This is a genomic window from Pseudomonas fluorescens (genome assembly GCF_002837185.1).
Taxonomy (GTDB): domain Bacteria; phylum Pseudomonadota; class Gammaproteobacteria; order Pseudomonadales; family Pseudomonadaceae; genus Aquipseudomonas; species Aquipseudomonas fluorescens_AM.
Genome location: NZ_KZ478005.1, coordinates 53,034 through 73,213, shown reverse-complemented (window position 1 = coordinate 73,213; position 20,180 = coordinate 53,034). Strand labels below are relative to the sequence as shown.

The window sequence follows — 20,180 nt, the reverse complement described above, 5'->3', positions numbered from 1 at the left end:
TATCTACGCCTGGATCATTTCCCGAACCTTTGCCGTCAATAAATCAAAGGTGAACGGCTTGGTAATCAACTGCATCCCCGGGTCCAGAAAACCTCCCCGCACAGCCGCGTGTTCTGCGTATCCGGTGATGAACAGCACCTTGAGGTCCGGACGGATCTGCCGTCCGATTTCCGCCAATTGCCGTCCGTTCATGCCGGGCAGCCCGACATCACTGATCAGCAGGTCGATACGCTGCTCTGACTCGATGATCGGCACCGCAGTGGTGGCGTCACCGGCTTCGACAAAGGCATAGCCCAACTCTTTCAATACGGCGCTGACGAGCACCCGTACAGCCGGGTCATCTTCAACGATCAGCACCGTTTCACCGTCATTGGCGAATGGCAGCATGGCCGGGTTTACCACGGCGTCAGCGATGACCTCTCCCACAAAGCGGGGCAGGAACAAGCTGACGGTGGTGCCTATGCCGACTTCGCTGTGCAGGGTGACGTGGCCACGGGACTGCCGGGCAAACCCATAGATCATCGACAAGCCCAGGCCGGTGCCCTGGCCGATCGGCTTGGTGGTGAAGAACGGGTCGAACACCCGGCCCATGACGCTTTCCGGAATGCCGCAACCGGTGTCACTGACACTCAACTCCACGTAATCGCCAGGGCTCAAGGTGCCATAGGCGGCGGTAAATACGCTGTCGAGGTGGCGGTTAGTGGTTTCCACGGTCAGGTTGCCACCGCCGGGCATGGCATCACGTGCGTTGATCACCAGGTTGAGCAGGGCGCTTTCCAGTTGATTGGGGTCGGCCTCGGCGGTCCACAGGCTGTCGCTGAGACGCATGTGCAGGCAGATGCTTTCATTGATACTGCGTTGCAGCAATTCGCCCATGGAGGTGACCAATTGGTTGATCTCCACGGGCTTCGGGTCCAGCGACTGCCTGCGCGAGAACGCCAGCAGGCGGTGGGTGAGGCCGGCGGCCCGGTTGGCCGAGGTGACGCCCAGGTCGATCAGGCCGTCCAGATCGTCCAGCTTGCCCCGCGCTACACGTCGTCGCAGCAATTCCAGGCTCCCGATGATCCCGGTCAGCATATTGTTGAAGTCATGGGCGATGCCGCCGGTCAACTGGCCGACGGCTTCCATTTTCTGCGACTGGCGCAAGGCTTCTTCATTGCTGCGCAATTGCGCGGTACGCTCTTCCACCTGCTGCTCAAGGGTTTCCAGGGTGCGTTGCAGGCGCAACTCACTGGCGCCCAGGTCGAGCAGGCGGTCCCGTGCTTCGTATTGCCGCCGCCGCCCGCGCAGGGCGGTACTGACCAGGCTGATCAGGGTCACAGGATGGAACGGGCGCTCAAGGAAGGTCACGTTGCCCAGCAGCCCGCTCAGGTGCGATGAGCCATTTTGCTCGCTGCCGCCGTGATGGGTCATCAGCACAATGGGCAGGTCGGACCAGGCCGGTTGCCGGTGCAGGTACTCCAGCAAAGGTTCCATGTCCACGCCACGTAAAGCTTCGGCGGCGATAATGAGCACGCCGGCACCCTCGTTCAGCGCCTCGCACAAGTCGGTGAGATTGCTGGCGACCACACCCTGGTAGCCGGCTTCATTGAGCATCATCAGCGCCAATGAACTGTCGCGCCCCAAAGGCGCAAGAATAATGGCGCGTTCAAAGACCGGGGACAGGGACGTCACACTTGCTCTTCCTTGAGCAGAGGCGAGCCGGCGCCCATATAAATCGGAATGCCGCGCAGCACGCCCTGGAAATTGTCCAGAGGTTGGCCGACGGTCAGGCCATTACTGCTGATGCGGTATTCGCGAATCGTTGATTCGTGGGTACCGGTGCGTTTCTTGATGATGGAAATGGCCCGCCGGACCTTGCCCAGCGCTTCGAAGTAACGCAGCAGGATCACGGTATCGGCCAGGTAGGTGATGTCCACGGGCGTCTGCATATCGCCGACCAGGCCATGCTGGGCGACGGTCATGAACGTCGCGGCGCCCCGTCGGTTGAGGTAGAGAAGGAGTTCGTGCATATGCAGGATCAGTGCGTTCTCTTCCGGCATCGCCGCCTGGTAGCCGTTGATACTGTCAATCACCACGGTATTGATGCCGCCTTCGTCCACGCAGCGGCGTACCCGGTGTGAGAATTCACCGGGAGACAGCTCGGCCGCGTCGACCTGTTCGATCAGCAGGTTACCGGTGGCTTGCAGCGCAGCCAGGTCGATGCCCATGTTTTTCATGCGCTCGAACAGCAGGCCCATCTCTTCGTCAAAGATGAACAGCGCGGCTTTTTCGCCACGCGCTACCGCAGCAGCGGCGAAAACCATGGAAATCAGCGATTTACCGGTGCCGGCCGGGCCAAGGATCAGGCTGCTGGAGCCGGTCTCGACGCCGCCGCCCATCAAGGCATCGAGTTCGGCGATACCGCTGCTCATGGTCTGGCGCGTGTAGCCGCCGCGATGTTCGGCCGCCACCAGGCGCGGGAACACGTGCACGCCGTCGCCCATGATTGTGAAATCATGAAAACCGCCACGGTACTTCTGGCCCCGGTACTTCACCACCCGCACTCGGCGACGTTCGGCACCGTAGCTGGGCGTCAGTTCTTCCAGGCGAATCACGCCGTGGGCCACGCTGTGCACGGTCTTGTCGAGGGATTCGGTGGTCAGGTCGTCGAGCAGCAGCACCGTGGCGTCATAGCGGACGAAGTAATGCTTGATCGCCAGGATCTGCCGGCGATAGCGCAGGGAGCTTTGCGCCAACAGGCGTATCTCGGACAGGCTGTCGACCACTACGCGAGTGGGCTTGACCCGTTCCACCACTTCGAAAATCTGCCGCGTGGCTTCGCCCAGCTCCAGATCCGAGGAGTACAGCAGGCTCTGCTGGTGCTCAGCGTTGAGCAGGCTTTCCGGCGGGGTCAATTCGAAGATGTGAATGTTGTCGTCCAGGTCCCAGCCATGAGACTTGGCACCCTGGCGCAGCTCACGTTCGGTTTCGGACAAGGTGATATACAGCGATTTTTCACCGTTTTTCGCGCCTGCCTGCAAGAAGTGCAGGGCCACGGTGGTTTTACCCGTGCCGGGCTCGCCCTCCAGGAGGAACAAATGGCTGCGCGATAGCCCCCCGGAAAGAATGTCATCCAGACCATCGATGCCGGTGGCTGCCTTTTCACTCAAAAGCGAATTTGATGTAGACAAGAAGTGCCCTCAGGTCACGTACGTTTTCAGGGCACGCCGTTGGGCGTGCCATATTCACTTGACCTTAGCGGCTTGTGGCGGTTCAACGTTTTGAATCGTTTGTAAGAAACCTGACGACTTTTACAAGTTTTCAGCGCGTGGTCACAGCCCCTGCTGCAACGCCGGGTCATCCGGATTCTGCTGCTCCAGCTGTGCAAGCAGTATTTGCACGTTCTGCAACTGGCCGCTTTCTTTCCAATAATTGACCAGCAGCACCCGCGCCTTTCGATTCGCCGGGTGGCGCTGGACGATGTCTTCCAACTGCCGCTGGGCCGCCTCAAGCTCCTCCTGGTCGTGCAATGTGGTGGCGAGGTCGTAGCGGTAATCCTGATTGTCCGGCTCCAGCTCTACCGCTTTGGACAGGCCGAGCAGGGCATAGGGGCGTTCGCCATGGTGCAGCAGCCACATGCCCAAGGCATGTTGCAGATAGGCCGATTCCGGGTGCGCCGCCAATTGCTGCGCCAGCAGCTGGCGCGATTCGTCGGTCTTGCCCTGTTTATCCAGCAGCTCGATCTGCGCCACCACCGCTTGCAGGTTGTCCGGTTGCAAGCGCATGGCCTGCTGCAGCGCATGTTGCGCGTCCGGCAGCAGGGCGCTGTGGATATACAGGCGCGCCAATTGAATCCAGCCTTCGGCTGTTTCGGGTCGGGCCTTGAGGGTTTTGGCGAATTCGTCGAGCACTTGCTGCAGCGGGCCGAAATACAGGCCCAGGGTATCCGGCGACAGGCCGAGCAGGGCGTTGGCGGCGGCAAAGCGCACTGCCTGTTCGGGATCCTCCAGCGCCGGGCCGAGTAACAACGTGCGCTGGCCGGTCGGCACCAGGCCGACAATGCTGTGGATCGCCGCTTCACGCACCACTGGCGAGTCATCAGCCAGGTCTTTATCCGCCAGTTTCAGTGCCTGGGGGCTGGGGTAGTTGGGCAGCTCGGCATGCAGCGCAGCGCGCCGCTCAGGTGACAGGTCCGGCCGCCCCAGCTGTTGATACAACACCCGCGCCGCGCCCGGCTCACCGTTGCGCGCCTGCTTCAAGGCCTTGGAATAACCGTGGGCAATCGCCGGGGGCACGGCCACGGGCGTTGCGCGGGAGAAAAACCAGGTGATCAACACAATCGACAACAGGGCGCACAGGCCGATGATGGAGTAACGGCGTGACTTTGACATGCAGGCGTCCGAAGGCAGGGTACGGGTACAAAGTCTCAAGCTTCGGCCAGTGCAGGGCGAGTGTCAAACCGGATTGGCCAAACCAGTCAGCCATGTTGGCGGCTTTGACCATTGCTGGTGCCAGCGCTGCGGAGCGACTATTTGCAGGCGATTGACCTGGTTGAAAAGTGTCCTTAAAACAAAAACACACAAGGAACTGAAGCGATGCGTGATTACCTGGCCGCCACCACCGAATTCGATTATCAGCACACCGTCGACATGACCCTGGCCGGCAACCTGCAGGCGCTCAATGCCTGTGTGGAGTGCTGTGACCGTCACGCGCTGCCTGGGCGCATCGCGCTGTTCTGGGAGGGCAAGGACGGGCGCAGCGCCACGGTCACCTTTACCGACTTGCAGGACCAGGCCGCACGCTTTGCCAATTTCCTGCTGGGGCAGGGCATCAAGCGCGGTGACAAGGTCGCCGGCTTGTTGCCGCGCACGGCTGAACTGCTGGTGGTGGTGTTTGCCACCTGGCGTATCGGCGCGGTCTATCAACCTTTGTTCACGGCGTTCGGGCCCAAGGCCATCGAGCACCGCCTGAACAGTTCCGGCGCCGCCCTGGTGGTTACCGATGCGGTGAATCGGCCCAAGCTCGCGGACGTGGAGGGCTGTCCGACCATCGTGACGGTCACCGGGGCCAAAGGCGAAGGCCTGGTGCGCGGCGATTTCAGCTTCTGGGCCGAACTGCCCCATTACTCCAATGCCTGCGAGCCCGTGCTGCTGGGGGCGGACGAGCCCTTTTTGCTGATGTTCACCTCGGGCACCACCGGGCCGTCCAAAGCCCTGTCGGTGCCGCTCAAGGCGATTGTCGCATTCCAGGCCTATACCCGCGACGCGGTGGACCTGCGCCCCGAAGACGCATTCTGGAACGTGGCCGATCCGGGCTGGGCCTACGGCATCTATTTCGGCGTGACCGGGCCACTGTCCATGGGGCATCCGATTACCTTCTACGATGGCCCGTTCACCCTGGAAAGCACCTGCCGGGTCATCAACAAATACGGCATCACCAACCTGACCGGCTCGCCCACCGCGTACCGACTGTTGATTGCCGGCGGCGAGCAGTTTGCCCGTTCGATCAAGGGCCGGTTGCGCATCGTCAGCAGCGCCGGCGAGCCCTTGAACCCCGAGGTGATTCGCTGGTTCGCCGACAACCTCGGCGTGACCATTCACGACCACTACGGGCAAACCGAGCTGGGCATGGTGCTGTGCAATCACCACGGCCTGGCGCATCCGGTACATGTCGGCTCGGCGGGGTTCGCCTCGCCGGGGCATCGCATCGTGGTACTGGATGACAACCACCAGGAATTGACTGCCGGTCAGCCCGGCATTCTTGCCATCGACCGCGAGCAATCGCCGATGTGCTGGTTCGCCGGCTATGAGGGCGTGAAAACCAAAGCCTTCGTCGGCAAGTACTACCTCAGTGGCGATACCGTGGAGCTCAACCCGGACGGCAGCATCAGTTTTGTCGGGCGCAGCGATGACGTGATTACCACGTCCGGCTACCGCGTGGGGCCGTTCGACGTGGAAAGCGCGCTGGTCGAACACCCGGCTGTGATCGAAGCTGCCGTGGTCGGCAAACCTTGCCCCGAACGCACCGAGCTGGTGAAAGCCTTCGTGGTGATCAACGAGCAATACCGCGCCACCCCGGAACTTGCCGAAGAGTTACGCCTGCATGTGCGCAAGCGCCTGGCGGCCCATGCGTATCCGCGGGAAATCGAATTCGTCAGCGACTTGCCCAAGACTCCCAGCGGCAAGCTGCAACGCTTTATTTTGCGTAACCAGGAAATCGCCAAGGCCCAGGCGGCCGTGGCGTGATTCTTTCAAAAGGAAACTGTGATGCACATTGAAAACAAGGTATTCCTGGTCAGCGGCGGCGCTTCGGGCCTCGGTGCCGCCACCGCTGACATGCTCATTGCAGCGGGTGCCAAGGTCATGCTGGTGGACCTCAACGCCGACGCCGTTGCCGCCAAGGCCCGCCAGCTTGGCGACAACGCCCGCAGCAGCGTGGCGGACATCAGCCAGGAAGCGGCTGCCGAAGCCGCAGTACAAGCGACTGTTGCCGCCTTTGGTGGTTTGCACGGGCTGGTCAACTGCGCCGGTGTGGTGCGTGGCGAGAAGATTCTCGGCAAGGACGGCCCGCACGCCCTGGCCAGTTTCGCCCAGGTGATCAACGTCAACCTGATCGGCAGCTTCAACCTGTTGCGCCTGGCCGCTGCGGCGATCGCTGAGACCGACGCGGATGCCGATGGCGAACGCGGTGTGATCATCAATACCGCCTCGGTGGCGGCGTTCGACGGGCAGATCGGCCAGGCTGCGTATGCCGCCTCCAAGGGCGCGATAGCCAGCCTCACCTTGCCGGCCGCGCGCGAACTGGCTCGTTTCGGTATTCGGGTGATGACCATCGCCCCCGGCATTTTCGAAACCCCGATGATGGCCGGCATGACCCCGCAAGTACGCGACGCCCTGGCCGCCGGCGTGCCGTTCCCGCCACGCCTGGGCAAACCCGCCGAATATGCGGCGCTGGTGCGGCATATCATTGAAAACAGCATGCTCAACGGCGAGGTGATCCGTCTTGACGGCGCCTTGCGCATGGCAGCCAAGTAAGGAGGCATCTTCATGAACGACCCTATCGTTATCGTCAGCGCCGTGCGCACGCCCATGGGCGGGTTCCAGGGCGACCTCAAGGGCCTGACCGCACCGCAACTGGGCGCCGCCGCGATTCGTGCGGCGGTCGAGCGCGCCGGTATCGCCAACGACGCCGTCGATGAGGTGTTGTTTGGCTGTGTGCTGCCCGCGGGCCTCGGCCAGGCGCCGGCACGCCAGGCGGCGTTAGGCGCCGGGCTGGACAAATCCACCCGTTGCACCACGCTCAACAAGATGTGCGGTTCGGGCATGCAAGCGACGATTCTGGCTCACGATGCCTTGCGCGCCGGCAGCGTCGACGTGGTGATCGCCGGCGGCATGGAGAGCATGTCCAACGCGCCGTACCTGCTTGACCGCGCCCGCAGCGGCTATCGCATGGGGCACGGTAAGGTCCTCGACCACATGTTCCTCGATGGCCTGGAAGACGCCTATGACAAGGGCCGCCTGATGGGCACCTTTGCCGAAGACTGCGCCGAGCACAACGGTTTTACCCGGCAAGCCCAGGACGCCTTTGCGATTGCCTCCCTCACGCGTGCGCAGGAAGCCATTACCCACGGCAGTTTTGCCGCTGAAATCGTCCCGGTACAGGTCACCGTCGGTAAAGAGCAGAAAACCGTGTTGCATGACGAACAGCCGCCCAAGGCCAAGCTGGACAAGATCGCCAGCCTGAAACCGGCGTTCCGCGAAGGCGGCACTGTGACCGCAGCCAACTCCAGCTCGATTTCCGATGGCGCGGCGGCGCTGTTGCTGATGCGCGAATCCGAGGCCAGCAAGCGCGGCCTCAAACCCCTGGCGGTGATTCATGGGCATGCGGCGTTTGCCGATGAGCCGGGGCTGTTTCCGGTAGCGCCTGTAGGGGCGATCCGTAAGTTGCTGGGCAAAACCGGCTGGAGCCTGGAGGATGTCGACCTCTTCGAGATCAACGAAGCGTTCGCGGTGGTCAGCCTGGTCACCATGAGCAAACTGGAGATTCCCCACGACAAGGTCAACGTGCACGGCGGCGCCTGTGCCCTGGGCCATCCGATCGGCGCTTCGGGCGCGCGCATCCTGGTGACCCTGCTCTCGGCCCTGCGCCAGAAAGGCCTCAAGCGCGGCGTCGCGGCGATCTGCATCGGCGGTGGTGAAGCCACGGCCATGGCCGTTGAATGCCTGTATTAAGGACTGACCATGCTGCCTAATGACGAACAACTGCAAATCAGCGATGCGGCCAGGCAATTTGCCCAGGAGCGCTTGAAACCGTTCGCCGCCGAATGGGACCGCGATCATCGCTTTCCCAAGGAGGCCATCGGTGAGATGGCCGAGCTGGGCTTTTTCGGCATGTTGGTGCCGGAACAATGGGGGGGCTGCGACACCGGTTACCTGGCCTACGCCATGGCCCTGGAAGAAATCGCTGCCGGCGATGGCGCCTGCTCGACCATCATGAGCGTGCACAACTCGGTGGGTTGCGTGCCGATCCTCAAGTTCGGCAATGACCAGCAGAGAGAACAGTTCCTCAAGCACCTGGCCAGCGGGGCGATGCTTGGCGCCTTTGCGCTGACCGAACCCCACGCCGGCTCCGACGCCAGCAGTCTTAAAACCCGCGCACGCCTCAATGGCGATCATTACGTGCTCAACGGCTGCAAACAATTCATCACCTCGGGGCAAAGCGCCGGCGTGGTGATCGTGTTTGCGGTCACCGACCCGGCGGCGGGCAAGCGCGGCATCAGTGCGTTTATCGTGCCCACCGACGCGCCGGGCTATACGGTGGCGCGGGTCGAGGACAAGCTGGGGCAACACGCCTCGGATACTTGCCAGATCCTGTTTGAAGACGTGAAAGTACCGCTCGCCAACCGACTGGGCGAGGAGGGCGAGGGCTACAGGATCGCCCTGGCCAACCTTGAAGGCGGGCGCGTGGGCATTGCCGCGCAATCGGTGGGCATGGCCCGTGCGGCCTTCGAAGCGGCGCGTGATTACGCCCGTGAGCGTGAAAGCTTCGGCAAGGCCCTGATCGAACACCAGGCCGTCGCCTTTCGCCTGGCGGACATGGCCACGCACATTGCCGTTGCCCGGCAGATGGTGCACTACGCTGCAGCCCTGCGCGACAGCGGCAAGCCGGCCCTGGTCGAGGCGTCCATGGCCAAGCTGTTCGCGTCCGAAATGGCCGAGAAAGTCTGCTCGGCCGCCTTGCAAACCCTGGGCGGTTACGGTTACCTGAACGACTTCCCGTTGGAGCGGATCTACCGCGACGTGCGGGTCTGCCAGATTTACGAAGGCACCAGCGATATCCAGCGCATGGTCATCTCACGCAATCTTTAAGGAGCCGATACATGAGTTACGAAACCATTTTGCTCGAAGTCCAGGGCCGCGTCGGGCTGATTACGCTCAATCGCCCGCAGGCGCTGAACGCCTTGAACGCGCAACTGGTCAGCGAGCTGAACCAGGCGCTGGATGGCCTGGAAGCCGACCCGCAGATCGGCTGCATCGTGCTGACCGGCTCGAAGAAAGCCTTCGCCGCCGGTGCCGACATCAAGGAAATGGCCGAGCTGACCTACCCGCAGATCTACCTGGACGACTTGTTCAGCGACAGCGATCGCGTGGCCAACCGCCGCAAGCCGATCATTGCCGCAGTCAACGGCTTTGCCCTCGGTGGCGGCTGCGAACTGGCCCTGATGTGCGACTTTATCCTGGCCGGTGACGGCGCCAGGTTCGGCCAGCCGGAGATCAACCTCGGCGTACTGCCTGGCATGGGCGGCACCCAGCGCCTTACGCGTGCGGTGGGCAAGGCCAAGGCCATGGAAATGTGCCTGACCGGGCGTTTCATCGACGCGGTGGAAGCAGAACGCTGCGGCATCGTTGCGCGCATCGTGCCCGCCGACGAGTTGCTGGACGAAGCCTTGAAAGTCGCCACCCTGATCGCCGGTAAATCCGTGCCGATCAGCATGATGGTCAAGGAAAGCGTAAACCGCGCGTTTGAAGTGAGCCTGTCCGAAGGCGTACGTTTCGAGCGCCGAGTATTCCATGCAGCGTTCGCGACCCAGGACCAGAAGGAGGGCATGGCAGCGTTCGTGGCCAAGCGCACGCCGACGTTCCAGGACAAATAACCCCGGCACTCACCACACAGCAGATCCAAATGTGGGAGGGGGCTTGCGCCCGATGACAGTGTGACAGTCAACCAAGCTATCGACTGACCCGCCGCCATCGGGGGCAAGCCCCCTCCCACAGTTTTTTCATTGTGTCAGTTAGAGCGGGTAGCTCTGCATGCTCCGCCAGGCACTGAAGTCCAAGGACAAGTAACCCAGGCACTCATCACACAGCAGATCCAAATGTGGGAGGGGGCTTGCCCCCGATGGCAGGGTGACAGTCAACCAAGCTATCGACTGACCCGCCGCCATCGGGGGCAAGCCCCCTCCCACAGTTTTACCCCGGTGTGTCAGTTAGATTTGGTAGTGCTTCAGTTCCCTGGCAATCACCATCCGCTGAATCTCGCTGGTGCCTTCGTAAATCTGCGTGATCCGCGCATCCCGGTAGTAGCGCTCCACCGGATAGTCCTCCAGGTACCCATACCCGCCATGAATCTGCATCGCCTTGGAGCAGACCTTTTCGGCCATTTCCGAGGCGAACAGCTTGGCCTGGGACGCCTCAGACAGGCACGGCTTGCCGGCGCTGCGCAAGCGCGCGGCATGCTGGATCAGCAGACGTGCCGCATTCAGTTGGGTTTGCATATCGGCCAGCAGGTTGGCCACGCTCTGGTGTTCGATGATCGCTTTGTCGAACTGCACCCGATCCCGGGCATAGGCCAGCGCCGCTTCAAAGGCGGCACGCGCGATGCCCAAGGCCTGGGCGGCGATGCCAATACGCCCTCCCTCCAGGTTGGACAGGGCAATGGCCAGGCCTTTGCCGCGCTCGCCGAGGAGGTTGGCTTCGGGCACCGCGCATTGGTTGAAGGTGACGGCGCAGGTGTCCGACGCCCGAATGCCCATCTTGTGTTCAGTACGGTCGACCACAAATCCCGGGGTGTCAGTGGGCACCAGGAACGCCGAAATGCCTTTCTTGCCCAGATCGGGATCGGTCACGGCAAACACAATGGCCAGTTGGGCGCGCTTGCCGTTGCTGACGAACTGCTTGGCACCGTTGATCACCCACTGGCCGTCGCGCAGTTCCGCGCGGGTGCGCAGGTTGTGGGCTTCGGAGCCGGCCTGGGGCTCGGTCAGGCAGAAGCAGCCGATGGCCTGGCCGCTGGCGAGAGCGGCCAGCCAGGTGTGCTTCTGTGCCTCTGTGCCGTAGTTGAGGACCGGGCCGCAACCCACTGAATTATGGATACTCATCAAGGCGCCAGTGGCACCGTCACCCGCGGAGATTTCCTCCACGGCCAGGGCATAGGCGACGTAATCCACGTACGTCCCACCCCATTCTTCCGGAACCACCATACCGAGCAGCCCCAACTCGCCCATCTTGGCCACCAGCGCGTCGTCGATCCAGCCGGCCTTTTCCCAGGCCTGGGCATGGGGCGCGATTTCACCACGGGCAAAATCACGCGCCATGTCGCGGATCATCACTTGTTCTTCTGTGTATTCAAGATCTTGCATGGCTTATTTCTCAATCTGCGCGAAGTCGCGAAAGAAGCTTGCGACATGGCTGGCGTCCAGCTCATGCACCGTTGGCGGATTCCACTGCGGTTTTTTGTCCTTGTCGATGATCAGGGCGCGGACCCCTTCGATCAGGTCGCCACGGGCGAACCACTGGCGGTCCAGGTGCAGCTCCAGGGCAAAGCACTGTTCCAGCGGCAGGTGGCGCCCACGGCGCAACATCTGCAGGGTGACAGCCATGGCCAGGGGTGAGCGGGTTTGCATCAGGTCGGCGGTGGCCAGGCCCCAGTCGTGGCTGTCGGCGACGGTGACTTGCTGCAGTTGCTCGACAATGCTTGGCACGTCCGGCAGGGCGAAGAAATGGTCGATCGCCGGGCGCAGGGCTGCCAGCGGCGGATCAGGCAATTGCTGCACGGCCAGTTGGGCGAGCACGCCTTGCAGGTCCTTGAGGGGCGAATCGTGCCATTGCAGGCTATCGAGCTTTTGCGCAAGCTCGGTCAGTCTGGCGCTGTCCAGGTACCAATCCGCCAGGCCGCAGTACAGGGCATCCGCCGCACGGATCTGCACGCCGGTGACGCCAAGGTAGATCCCCAGTTCCCCGGGGATGCGCGGCAGGAAATAGCTGCCACCCACATCCGGAAAATACCCGATGGCCACTTCCGGCATTGCCAGGCGGCTGCGTTCGGTCACCACGCGCAGGTCGGCGCCCTGCACCAGGCCCATGCCGCCGCCGAGTACAAAGCCGTCCATCAATGCCAGGACGGGTTTGGGGTACTGGTGGAGGGCCAGGTCGAGTGCGTATTCCTCAACGAAGAAGTCTTCATGCAGGGTGTCGCCACCCTTGAAGCTGTCGTACAGGGAACGGATATCGCCGCCGGCGCAGAAGGCCTTGTCGCCGGAGCCGCGCAGCACAACGGCGTAGACCAGCGGGTCAGCGGCCCAGGCCTGTAGCCGCGTTGTCATCCGCCGCACCATGTCCAGGGTGATGGCATTCAAACCGGCGGGGCGGTTGAGGGTGAGGTAACCGATATGGTTACGCACCTCACTCAGTACTTGCTGCTGCTGACTATCGGTGTGGCTTGCTTCGGGGGACACCTGAGCAGTCATCACTAACTCCCTGCTTTTATTGTTCTTTATCAAAATGTTCGGGGGCGAACCATCGCCTGATCGTACCAGCGCAAATTTGCCGCGTACAACCCGGAATCATGCAGGTCGTTGTTGCATTTATGCACGGTCGGTGATTGGGCGAGAGCCGGCGGTAAAATAGTCTGCAAGGGCCTGAGCACACTGGAGTATGGCCTTGCGCGCAGCGAGATGTTCACCAGGGTAGTTGATAAAACCGTGTCCCATGCCGGGATATTCCGTGTGCCGCACCTGCACCCCGGCGTTTTTCAACTGTCGTGCATAAGCCCGGCCCTCATCACGCAGTAAATCGCAGCCGGCGGTGACGATCAGCGCGTCGGGCAACCCCTGTAATGAAGCCTGGTGCGCGGGCGACAGCCAAGGATGGGCCAGGGACTGCCCTTCGCTCACGTACTGAGCGAGATACCAGTTGAGCATTTGAGCGGTCAGGCCAGGCCCGCTGGCGAACTCGACCCGTGAACGGTTGCGCGCCAGGCAATCGAGGACGGGGTAAAGCAGCATTTGAAAACCTATCGCAGGGCCGCGGCGTTCATGGACGATCTGGCAGATAACCGCTGCCAGGCCGCCGCCGGAACCGCCACCGGCGACGGCGATCCGGTGGCTGTCCAAGCCCAAGGCAGCGCCTTGAGTGGCAACCCATTCGGTGACGGCGTAGCAATCTTCCACGGCTGCAGGAAAGCGATGCTCCGGTGGCCGCGCGTAATCTACGGCCACCACCGCGCACCGGGCCCATTCGCACATGATCCGACAGAAGCTGTCATGGGTATCAAGATCGCCGGCAACCCAGCCTCCACCATGAAAATACAGCAGCGCCGGGGCCGGTATGGGTGTTGACTGCCGGTATATGCGTATAGGTACCGAGCGCTGCGGCCCCTCGACCGTGTGGTCCTGCACGCACATCACCACGGCATCACGGACCGCGGCGCGTACGCCCTCGGGCGTCATCACTGGCCGGTCCATGCTTGCGCCTCTATTTCGATGAGGTAGTCGGGTGCGATCAATTGATTGACGCCCAATAACATCGTGGTCGGCGGACAATCACTAAAAAATTCCTGATGAGCCTTGGCGATTTGCGGCCACCAGGCCACGTCGGTGGTGTACATGCGTGTGGCGACCACTAGGGTTCTGTCGACCCCCAGTTGCTCGAGCGCGGCTTCGATGATTTCCAGGCATCGGCGCGTCTGGCGGTATACATCACCAGGCGCATAGGGATTACCTCGCTCATCGAACGCCACCGTGCCACTGGTGACGACCAGGTTCCCCGCACGTAGCGCTCGACAATAGCCACCATTTTTCTCCCACGGTGCTGCGGAAAAACACCGCGTAATGCTGCCGCTCGCCGGTTCCAGCGCTACATGGATATGACTTAACCCACGAAATTGCAAACTGTTGGTGCGCCAAGCTGGCGGTTGGCTGCGTATCAATCGCACGTTTGGAAAACGCTGCAATAGACGGCTGAAAACGACCTTTGCTTCGAGCTTGAACAGCAGTGTGCCCATACAAAAATGCGGGCCACGGCCAAACGCCAGGTGGTCACGCTTTTGGCGATGGATATCGAAGCGGTCCGGGTCGCTGAAATGGCGAGGGTCACGGTTGGCCGCCGCTCGAATCAGGTAGACCAGGTCACCTTTGTGCATCGTCTGGCCATGCAGGGTGACATCCTCAGTCAACACGCGGTGGCTCAGCTGACCCGCCGGACAGATGCGCAGCGCTTCCTCAATGGCATTGGGTATCAGGCCAGGGTGGGTTTTGAGTTCTGCCAACGCTTCTGGGTTGGAGAGCAGGTAGAACATGATGATGCCCAACTGATCCGCGCTGGTCGTAGTCGCCGCGACCACTACAAAAGCCAGTTGAGCCAGCACATCGTCTTTGCTCATCAGGGCTTTGTCGCCTGCGGCAATCACCTGGCTAACCAGATCGTTGCCCGCAAGCGCAGACAGGCGGCGCTCATCTACAAGCAGGGAGAACTGCTCATACATTTGCTGCATCGCGTGCAAGGCTTCCCGTGGGCCGAATGCCGGATCGGTGCTACCCACCATGAACACGATGATTGCATCTGTCCAACGCCTGATCTTCAGCGCGTCTTGCGCGGCGATCCCGAAAATGTGAGCCAGGATCAGCGCCGGAATCTTATCGAACAATTCGGTCATCAATTCCGGTTGGGGGCTCAGTTGTGCCAGCAGGTCATCCACGATGCGTTCGATATCGCCCGCCAGTGCGTCAATGGCGCGTGGCGTGAACGCCTTACCCAGCACCTTGCGGCCAGCCTCGTGCACCTTCCCGTCCTGGGAATACATCCAGCGAGAAGCCTTCTCGATGAAAGGCTCTAAAGCAGCTTGCTCGTGGACGGGCACTTGAGCGTTTACAAGTGCGCGCATTCGATTGGACGAATAACGTCGGGTATCGCCCTGGGCACTGGCGACGTCGTCAAACCGGGTCATCAGCCAGGCGTTGTAATGTTGCGACCAGTAGAGCGGATGATGATGGCGTAGATAAGCAAACGCGTCGTAGGGATCACTAATGGTTCGAGGGTCGGAAAAGTCCGGTATTGACTGAAGAGCCATGTCATTGGTCCTCATAGAGTGGACGGGTGAACTGCTCGATGTAATCAGCGCGATCGATCAACGCACTGACCAGGATTTGCGGTGGTTCAAGCGCAATGGCCAACGCTTCAATCTGCTCAGGACTGACATCCAGGCCGGCTCTTTCTGGCTTGCGCATACCCCAGGGGTACAGCTTTGCAGCGAATTCGCCGATCAGATCCTCCACGGTCGCGGGTTCAGGCACTCCTAACGCCTGAACTTCCTGAATCACCAAGCTCAACGCCCTGGCATAGACCAGGCCCACTGCCTGCTCATGGGTAAACCCGGCAGATTGACGACATTGCTCAAGGATCTTCGCTTCGACACGCTGGCCGATGTTGGCTGCTGACGTGTCGACAGACCGTGGCCGCGCCAACGCATCCTTGATGACCTGATAGGCCATGATCGAGCTGTCCCCGGCAAATGTGTTGGCAATCTCACAGTCCATGCGTTGCGTGACGATCTGGTTGTAATGATGAAAGCCTTGAGACCCGCACAGCTCACGAGACAGCGCAATCACCTCCAGCCCTTGCCACGCACCTACCGCCTTGCACACGGCTGCCAACACGTGAAGCTCCTTGCGCTTGTGCTCCTGCGCCCAATCCGCCTCGAAGCGCTTGCGCACCGCCTGCTCCAGGTAGGTGAGCGCAATCGCCTTGAGTTGTACGGCATACAGGCGTTGACGAAACAGAGGCTGGCTCATCAGTGCAACCTGGCCGACCTGCGACTGGATTAGACGGTGATGAGCGAAGCGATAGCTCAAGTGGGCTGTCAGCCCGGCACTATGGCGAATACCGGCTATGAACAGCAGCCGCTCCTGCAGGAAGGTCTTCAGCGCACCAATAAAACGCTGCGATAAAGGTACGTCGCTGACGAAGACACCCTCGTCAGTGAATCGGGAGTGTCGTTGCAGCAGGGCCTCGAGGGGGAGTTTCATCCGGCAGAAGCGTATGGCCGCCACCTGGTTGGCATGAATGCCACCTTTGGGGTCGCATGCCATTATTTTCACGCCGTTGAGCAGGCAACCGTTTTCGCGTTCGCGGATAACCACTCGAAACCAATGATGACCTTGATCCTCATCGTCGACGATCAGGCGGGCGAGCACCATCACCACTTGCGCGGCGCGAAATGCATTGCCTATCCAGCACTTGCAGGCTTCGGGTGCAGGGGAATCGAGGACCAGAGAACCCTCTTCGCGGTTGTACGTTACCGTCGTGCGAATATTGCGCACGTCGGTCCCCACTGCCACTTCCGTGCAGCCGAACGCATACACCTTATCCAGGCGCACCGCTTCGTCTCGATAGCGCTCTACCTGCGCGGCTGAACCGTGGTTGAACAATGCATCGACAGCAATCATGTGATCGACTATCGAGGAGTGGAGCGCGTAGTCGAAGGCGCCCAAATAGCCCATCAATTCACACAGTGAGGAAAACTCCGCCTGTCGTGATTGCCCCAGCCACAGCTCGTTATTAATCAGACCTGTACTAAAAATCGCATGCATGCGCTTGATCGTAAGGTCCATGTACGTCATCAGAGAAGCGTGGTGACGCTGGCGCGGCTCAAATAGGGGGGAACGCAGTAATTGTTGAAATACGGTGTTCAAGGCAAGCTCTCCTGTTTCGAATAAATGTTCGAAACACCCGAGCAGGAGGACTGGCAGGAAAACTACGACAAGGGCGCTAACTCCCGATGCGATGGGCGCCGCGCGATGCTACTGGTCCAAAGCCAGACCTTCCTTGTCTTCGCTACTGGTACAGCAATGGCCCAGACATCCAGGACTGCAGACAATTTCAAGTGTTGACTTGACTTTAGTCATGATGCGATTGATCGCAAGTGGCGCAATAAGCCACTCGTCGCGCCGCTGCTGATATCAAACCACGCGACTGGCCAGGACCTCGCCGATGCTGCGGCGTCGCGCGTGGCCTTCGGCGGAGTGAATCAATTCCTCCAGCGCCGTGGGCTCGACGTCAAAGAACTGCTCCATATCGGCCAACGCCAGCTTGAGGTCGGCCGCAGTGATGGCCGGGTCGGTCATGGGCGCACTGCCGATCACCACCGGCGCCGATTCGGCAGGTGCCTTGGGATAACGCGTGCGGGTGGCATTATTGTAGGCCAGCGCGCACGTCAGCAGCGCACCGGCACCGAGCATGACCGGTGCCAGCTCCTGCCAGCCGAGGGCGATGGAGGCAGGGTCGGCCAATACCAGCGTCATGGCCAGCCCCCCCGCCGGCGGGTGCAGGCAGCGTAGCCAGCAGATCAGCACGACGGTCATGCCCGCCGCCAGGCAAGCGCTGCCGAGGGTGCGTCCCAGCACCCGTGCCACGAGCAGCGCCACCACGCCCGCGCACAGATAACTGCCCATGATCGACCATGGTTGCGCCAATGCCCCCGACGACACGGCGAACAGCAACACCGCCGACGCGCCCAGTGGGCCAAGCAGATGCAGGGCGACTTCCATGCCAAACACCTGGGCACATACCCAGACACTGAGCAGGGTGCCCAAGGCCATGCCGATAGCGGCGCGACTCCATTCAGAGGGGCGGGTATTGATGGCGGCAGGTAACCAGCGAGCGAGCATTGAAAAAGGTCCTGAAACTGGGGGCGAAAAAAAGGCCTGCCTGGTTTCCCGGGAAAGCCTTGAACGTTCCAACGTGATTGGGGGAAGGAACGCGTGCAGTGTGCCAACTGCTTTGCATCGACGCCAATGCATATTAATGAGGGTTGAATGCAAAAAACATGTAGTCAAGAGGCTTCGCCAAACGGGGTTCGAGCGGCGCCCGCGGAGGAGGGCGTGCTGACCTTGCCCAGCACGAGGCTATCGAGTTCTTCGTTGAACAAGCGTTTGTGCAGGTTCTCCTGCATGCCTGGTTCGTCAGCCAGCGGCCCCTTCAACGCCACCAGTGCGTCGCGCAACCCCATCAGCCGATCCAGTCTCGGCGCCGCTACAGCCAGCGTATCCTCTCGCACGGCATTGCCTCCTTGTTGTTAGGCAGGTTCGCTACCAGAGCTGTTCCAGAGAGCCCCTGACGCAGGTGGTAAATAATTAATGCACTTGGCAAGCGAGTCTACAGTCGGGTTCCAGACCTCGGAAGGCGAAGTGCACCGGCCCTTACGCAAAGCTCTGTAGGTGCTTTCTCGGTAATTCTGGTGAAAAACGCCCACCGTTGTATAAGTGGGCGTTATTTCTTACGCGCTCGTTGAAAACACGCTCAGGGAGAGGTGTTTTTCTCCAGATGGAGCAACACATAAGGCGTCTTATCGAACGCGCCAGTGAGCGTCGGCGTGAGCGAACGCAGGCGTGGGTCACTCAGGCCCTGGAAGTCCGCCTGGCTCATCACCAGCCAGGCCGGCGCCTGAACAGGCTGCAGTTCAGCGGGCAATTGGGTAAACAGCGGGACCTTGTCGCAATTGAAGTTGACCATGAACTTGATGGCTTTTGCATCTTTGCCCAATGCATGCAACACCAGCGGTGCCGGTTGCTGCAGGATCTGATCCTTGGCCGCCAGCGTGAACGTGCGGGTGTCGTAAAGGCTGCGCTCCAAGGGTTCGACCACTGAGATGTAAGTCGTCCAGACTGCCACCACCGCAGCGAACGCCGGACCAACCGCGCGCAGTCGCGCCTTGAACAAGGCCAGCACCGCCAGCGCCTGAAGCACCGCCAGCAGGCCGAAAATCAGCCCGAGATCGGCCAGCAGTTCCGGGTAACGCCGTCGCGCTGCGATCAGGCCGACCGCCAACAGCGCGGGTAACAGCGTCCACACTACCAGCATCAAGCCACGCAACCCGCTGAACAGACGGCCCTGGGCGACCTGGAACGGATACGCGGCAATGATTGCGGCCATCGGCAGCATCGGCAGGATATAACGCGCCTTTTTGGCCTGGGGCACCGACAAGCCAAGCATCACCAATGCACCGGCGGCCGCGCAGTACAGCACCAGCTTCAACGCAGGTTCGGCTGCTCGGCGGCCGCCGCTCATCACGGCCAGCAACACCAGAAGCGCCACCGGGTAGGCCAGGGCATAGTTGCCCAGGGAGCTGGTGAAGTAATACAGCACGCTGCCGGAGCCTTCGCTGCCATCCATGCGCCCGAGAAACTGCATGCGGATCACGTCGTGCATGAAGTCTTCGCCACCGCTGAGCTTGGCCAACAGCAGCAACAGGCCGATACACGCCGCCAGCAACGCCAGCGCCAATAGCCCGAAGCTGAACAACTGCCGCCATTGACGGTTGATCAGGTAATAGCTGCACAGCACTCCGGTAGGAATGACCAGGCCAATCGGCCCGCGAATCGCAAAACCGAGCATCAGCAGCGCAAACACCCAGTGCAGGCGCCTGGCCGCAGAGAAATGATCATGGGCATAACCCAGGTAAAACACTGCCAGCGTCACCGCCGCCAGCATCTGGTCCAGGGAGACGGCGCGGGTTTCGCTGATAAAGGTGCTGCTGAGCAGCAACATGGCGATGCTCAGCAGGCCCCAGCGCAGGGAGTAGGGCGCAGTGAGTCGATACACCAGCACCACGATGCACGCCGAGGCGACAGCGCTGGGCAGCCAGGCCGTGAGGCTGGTGACCTGGCCCGATGGCAGGGACAACAGCCAGGTCAGCAGGGTCGATGTGGCCAGGTAGTCCGCATACGGCTGGCCGTAGGTGGTGGGAAAGAAGCTCGGCCCATGGCGCAGCATCTCCTGGGCAAACACCACGAAGCGTGAGTCGAACCCGATAATCGCCTGGTGCCAGTTGCCGGCGATGAACAGCAGCAGTGCCAAGAGCCCCAAACCCAGTGACTGTAAACGGATCGTTGGGCTGAGCTGGGGCGCAAGTGCTTTGTTCACCTA

General features: G+C 61.3%; 16 protein-coding genes. 5 read left to right on the top strand and 11 right to left on the bottom strand.

The features are described from left to right. Positions 1–3: 3 nt before the first annotated feature. From CIB54_RS18815 to CIB54_RS18805, 3 genes are all read right to left on the bottom strand, one after another. Positions 4–1,674: a response regulator gene (locus CIB54_RS18815; RefSeq protein WP_065953574.1), complete on the bottom strand. Its 1,671-nt coding sequence runs from the start codon at positions 1,672–1,674 to the stop codon at positions 4–6. Next, a complete protein-coding gene (locus CIB54_RS18810) occupies positions 1,671–3,173 on the bottom strand; it encodes an ATPase domain-containing protein (protein WP_065953573.1) in 1,503 nt (500 codons plus the stop codon). The genes CIB54_RS18815 and CIB54_RS18810 overlap by 4 nt, the downstream gene beginning before the upstream one ends. A 141-nt stretch (positions 3,174–3,314) precedes the next feature. Further along, positions 3,315–4,373, bottom strand: coding sequence for a tetratricopeptide repeat protein (locus tag CIB54_RS18805; RefSeq protein ID WP_101220647.1), 1,059 nt, complete (start codon positions 4,371–4,373; stop codon positions 3,315–3,317). A gap of 204 nt (positions 4,374–4,577) precedes the next feature. On the opposite strand from CIB54_RS18805, the gene CIB54_RS18800 reads away from it, so the two are divergent. Genes CIB54_RS18800 through CIB54_RS18780 form a run of 5 tightly spaced genes read left to right on the top strand, consistent with a single transcriptional unit; the run spans position 4,578 to position 10,135 of the window. Beyond that, entirely contained in the window at positions 4,578–6,227 is a 1,650-nt protein-coding gene (locus tag CIB54_RS18800) for an AMP-binding protein (protein WP_065953571.1), read from the top strand. Positions 6,228–6,248: 21 nt separating this feature from the next. Next, positions 6,249–7,016 (top strand): SDR family NAD(P)-dependent oxidoreductase, encoded by a 768-nt coding sequence (locus CIB54_RS18795; RefSeq protein ID WP_101220646.1) that lies wholly within the window; start codon positions 6,249–6,251, stop codon positions 7,014–7,016. Between the two features lie 12 nt (positions 7,017–7,028). Continuing rightward, positions 7,029–8,213 (top strand): acetyl-CoA C-acyltransferase, encoded by a 1,185-nt coding sequence (locus CIB54_RS18790; RefSeq protein ID WP_065953569.1) that lies wholly within the window; start codon positions 7,029–7,031, stop codon positions 8,211–8,213. A 9-nt stretch (positions 8,214–8,222) separates the two neighbouring features. Next, positions 8,223–9,350, top strand: a complete 1,128-nt coding sequence (locus CIB54_RS18785; protein WP_101220645.1) for an acyl-CoA dehydrogenase — start codon at positions 8,223–8,225, stop codon at positions 9,348–9,350. Between the two features lie 11 nt (positions 9,351–9,361). Next, positions 9,362–10,135, top strand: a complete 774-nt coding sequence (locus CIB54_RS18780) for an enoyl-CoA hydratase (RefSeq protein ID WP_101220644.1) — start codon at positions 9,362–9,364, stop codon at positions 10,133–10,135. Between the two features lie 333 nt (positions 10,136–10,468). On the opposite strand, the gene CIB54_RS18775 is transcribed toward CIB54_RS18780, so the two are convergent. The 8 genes from CIB54_RS18775 to CIB54_RS18745 form a co-directional block, all read right to left on the bottom strand. Further along, on the bottom strand, positions 10,469–11,620 hold the full coding sequence (locus CIB54_RS18775; RefSeq protein ID WP_101220643.1) for an acyl-CoA dehydrogenase family protein: 1,152 nt from the start codon (positions 11,618–11,620) through the stop codon (positions 10,469–10,471). Positions 11,621–11,623: 3 nt separating this feature from the next. Then, the gene (locus tag CIB54_RS18770) at positions 11,624–12,727 is read right to left on the bottom strand and encodes an enoyl-CoA hydratase/isomerase family protein (RefSeq protein WP_101220642.1); all 1,104 of its coding nucleotides are present in this window, start codon (positions 12,725–12,727) and stop codon (positions 11,624–11,626) included. A 117-nt stretch (positions 12,728–12,844) separates the two neighbouring features. Next, positions 12,845–13,723, bottom strand: coding sequence for an alpha/beta hydrolase (locus CIB54_RS18765; protein WP_178084454.1), 879 nt, complete (start codon positions 13,721–13,723; stop codon positions 12,845–12,847). Continuing rightward, positions 13,708–15,327 carry a cytochrome P450 gene (locus CIB54_RS18760; RefSeq protein WP_101220641.1) on the bottom strand — a complete coding sequence of 540 codons (1,620 nt, stop codon included), beginning with the start codon at positions 15,325–15,327 and terminating at the stop codon, positions 13,708–13,710. The genes CIB54_RS18765 and CIB54_RS18760 overlap by 16 nt, the downstream gene beginning before the upstream one ends. 1 nt (position 15,328) lies before the next feature. Next, positions 15,329–16,948 (bottom strand): acyl-CoA dehydrogenase family protein, encoded by a 1,620-nt coding sequence (locus CIB54_RS18755; protein ID WP_232790575.1) that lies wholly within the window; start codon positions 16,946–16,948, stop codon positions 15,329–15,331. Between the two features lie 267 nt (positions 16,949–17,215). Further along, on the bottom strand, positions 17,216–17,923 hold the full coding sequence (locus CIB54_RS18750) for an HPP family protein (RefSeq protein ID WP_065953563.1): 708 nt from the start codon (positions 17,921–17,923) through the stop codon (positions 17,216–17,218). A gap of 164 nt (positions 17,924–18,087) precedes the next feature. Beyond that, positions 18,088–18,312 carry a hypothetical protein gene (locus tag CIB54_RS27370; protein WP_332871803.1) on the bottom strand — a complete coding sequence of 75 codons (225 nt, stop codon included), beginning with the start codon at positions 18,310–18,312 and terminating at the stop codon, positions 18,088–18,090. Between the two features lie 242 nt (positions 18,313–18,554). Next, entirely contained in the window at positions 18,555–20,177 is a 1,623-nt protein-coding gene (locus tag CIB54_RS18745; RefSeq protein WP_101220640.1) for an ArnT family glycosyltransferase, read from the bottom strand. Positions 20,178–20,180 lie beyond the last annotated feature (3 nt).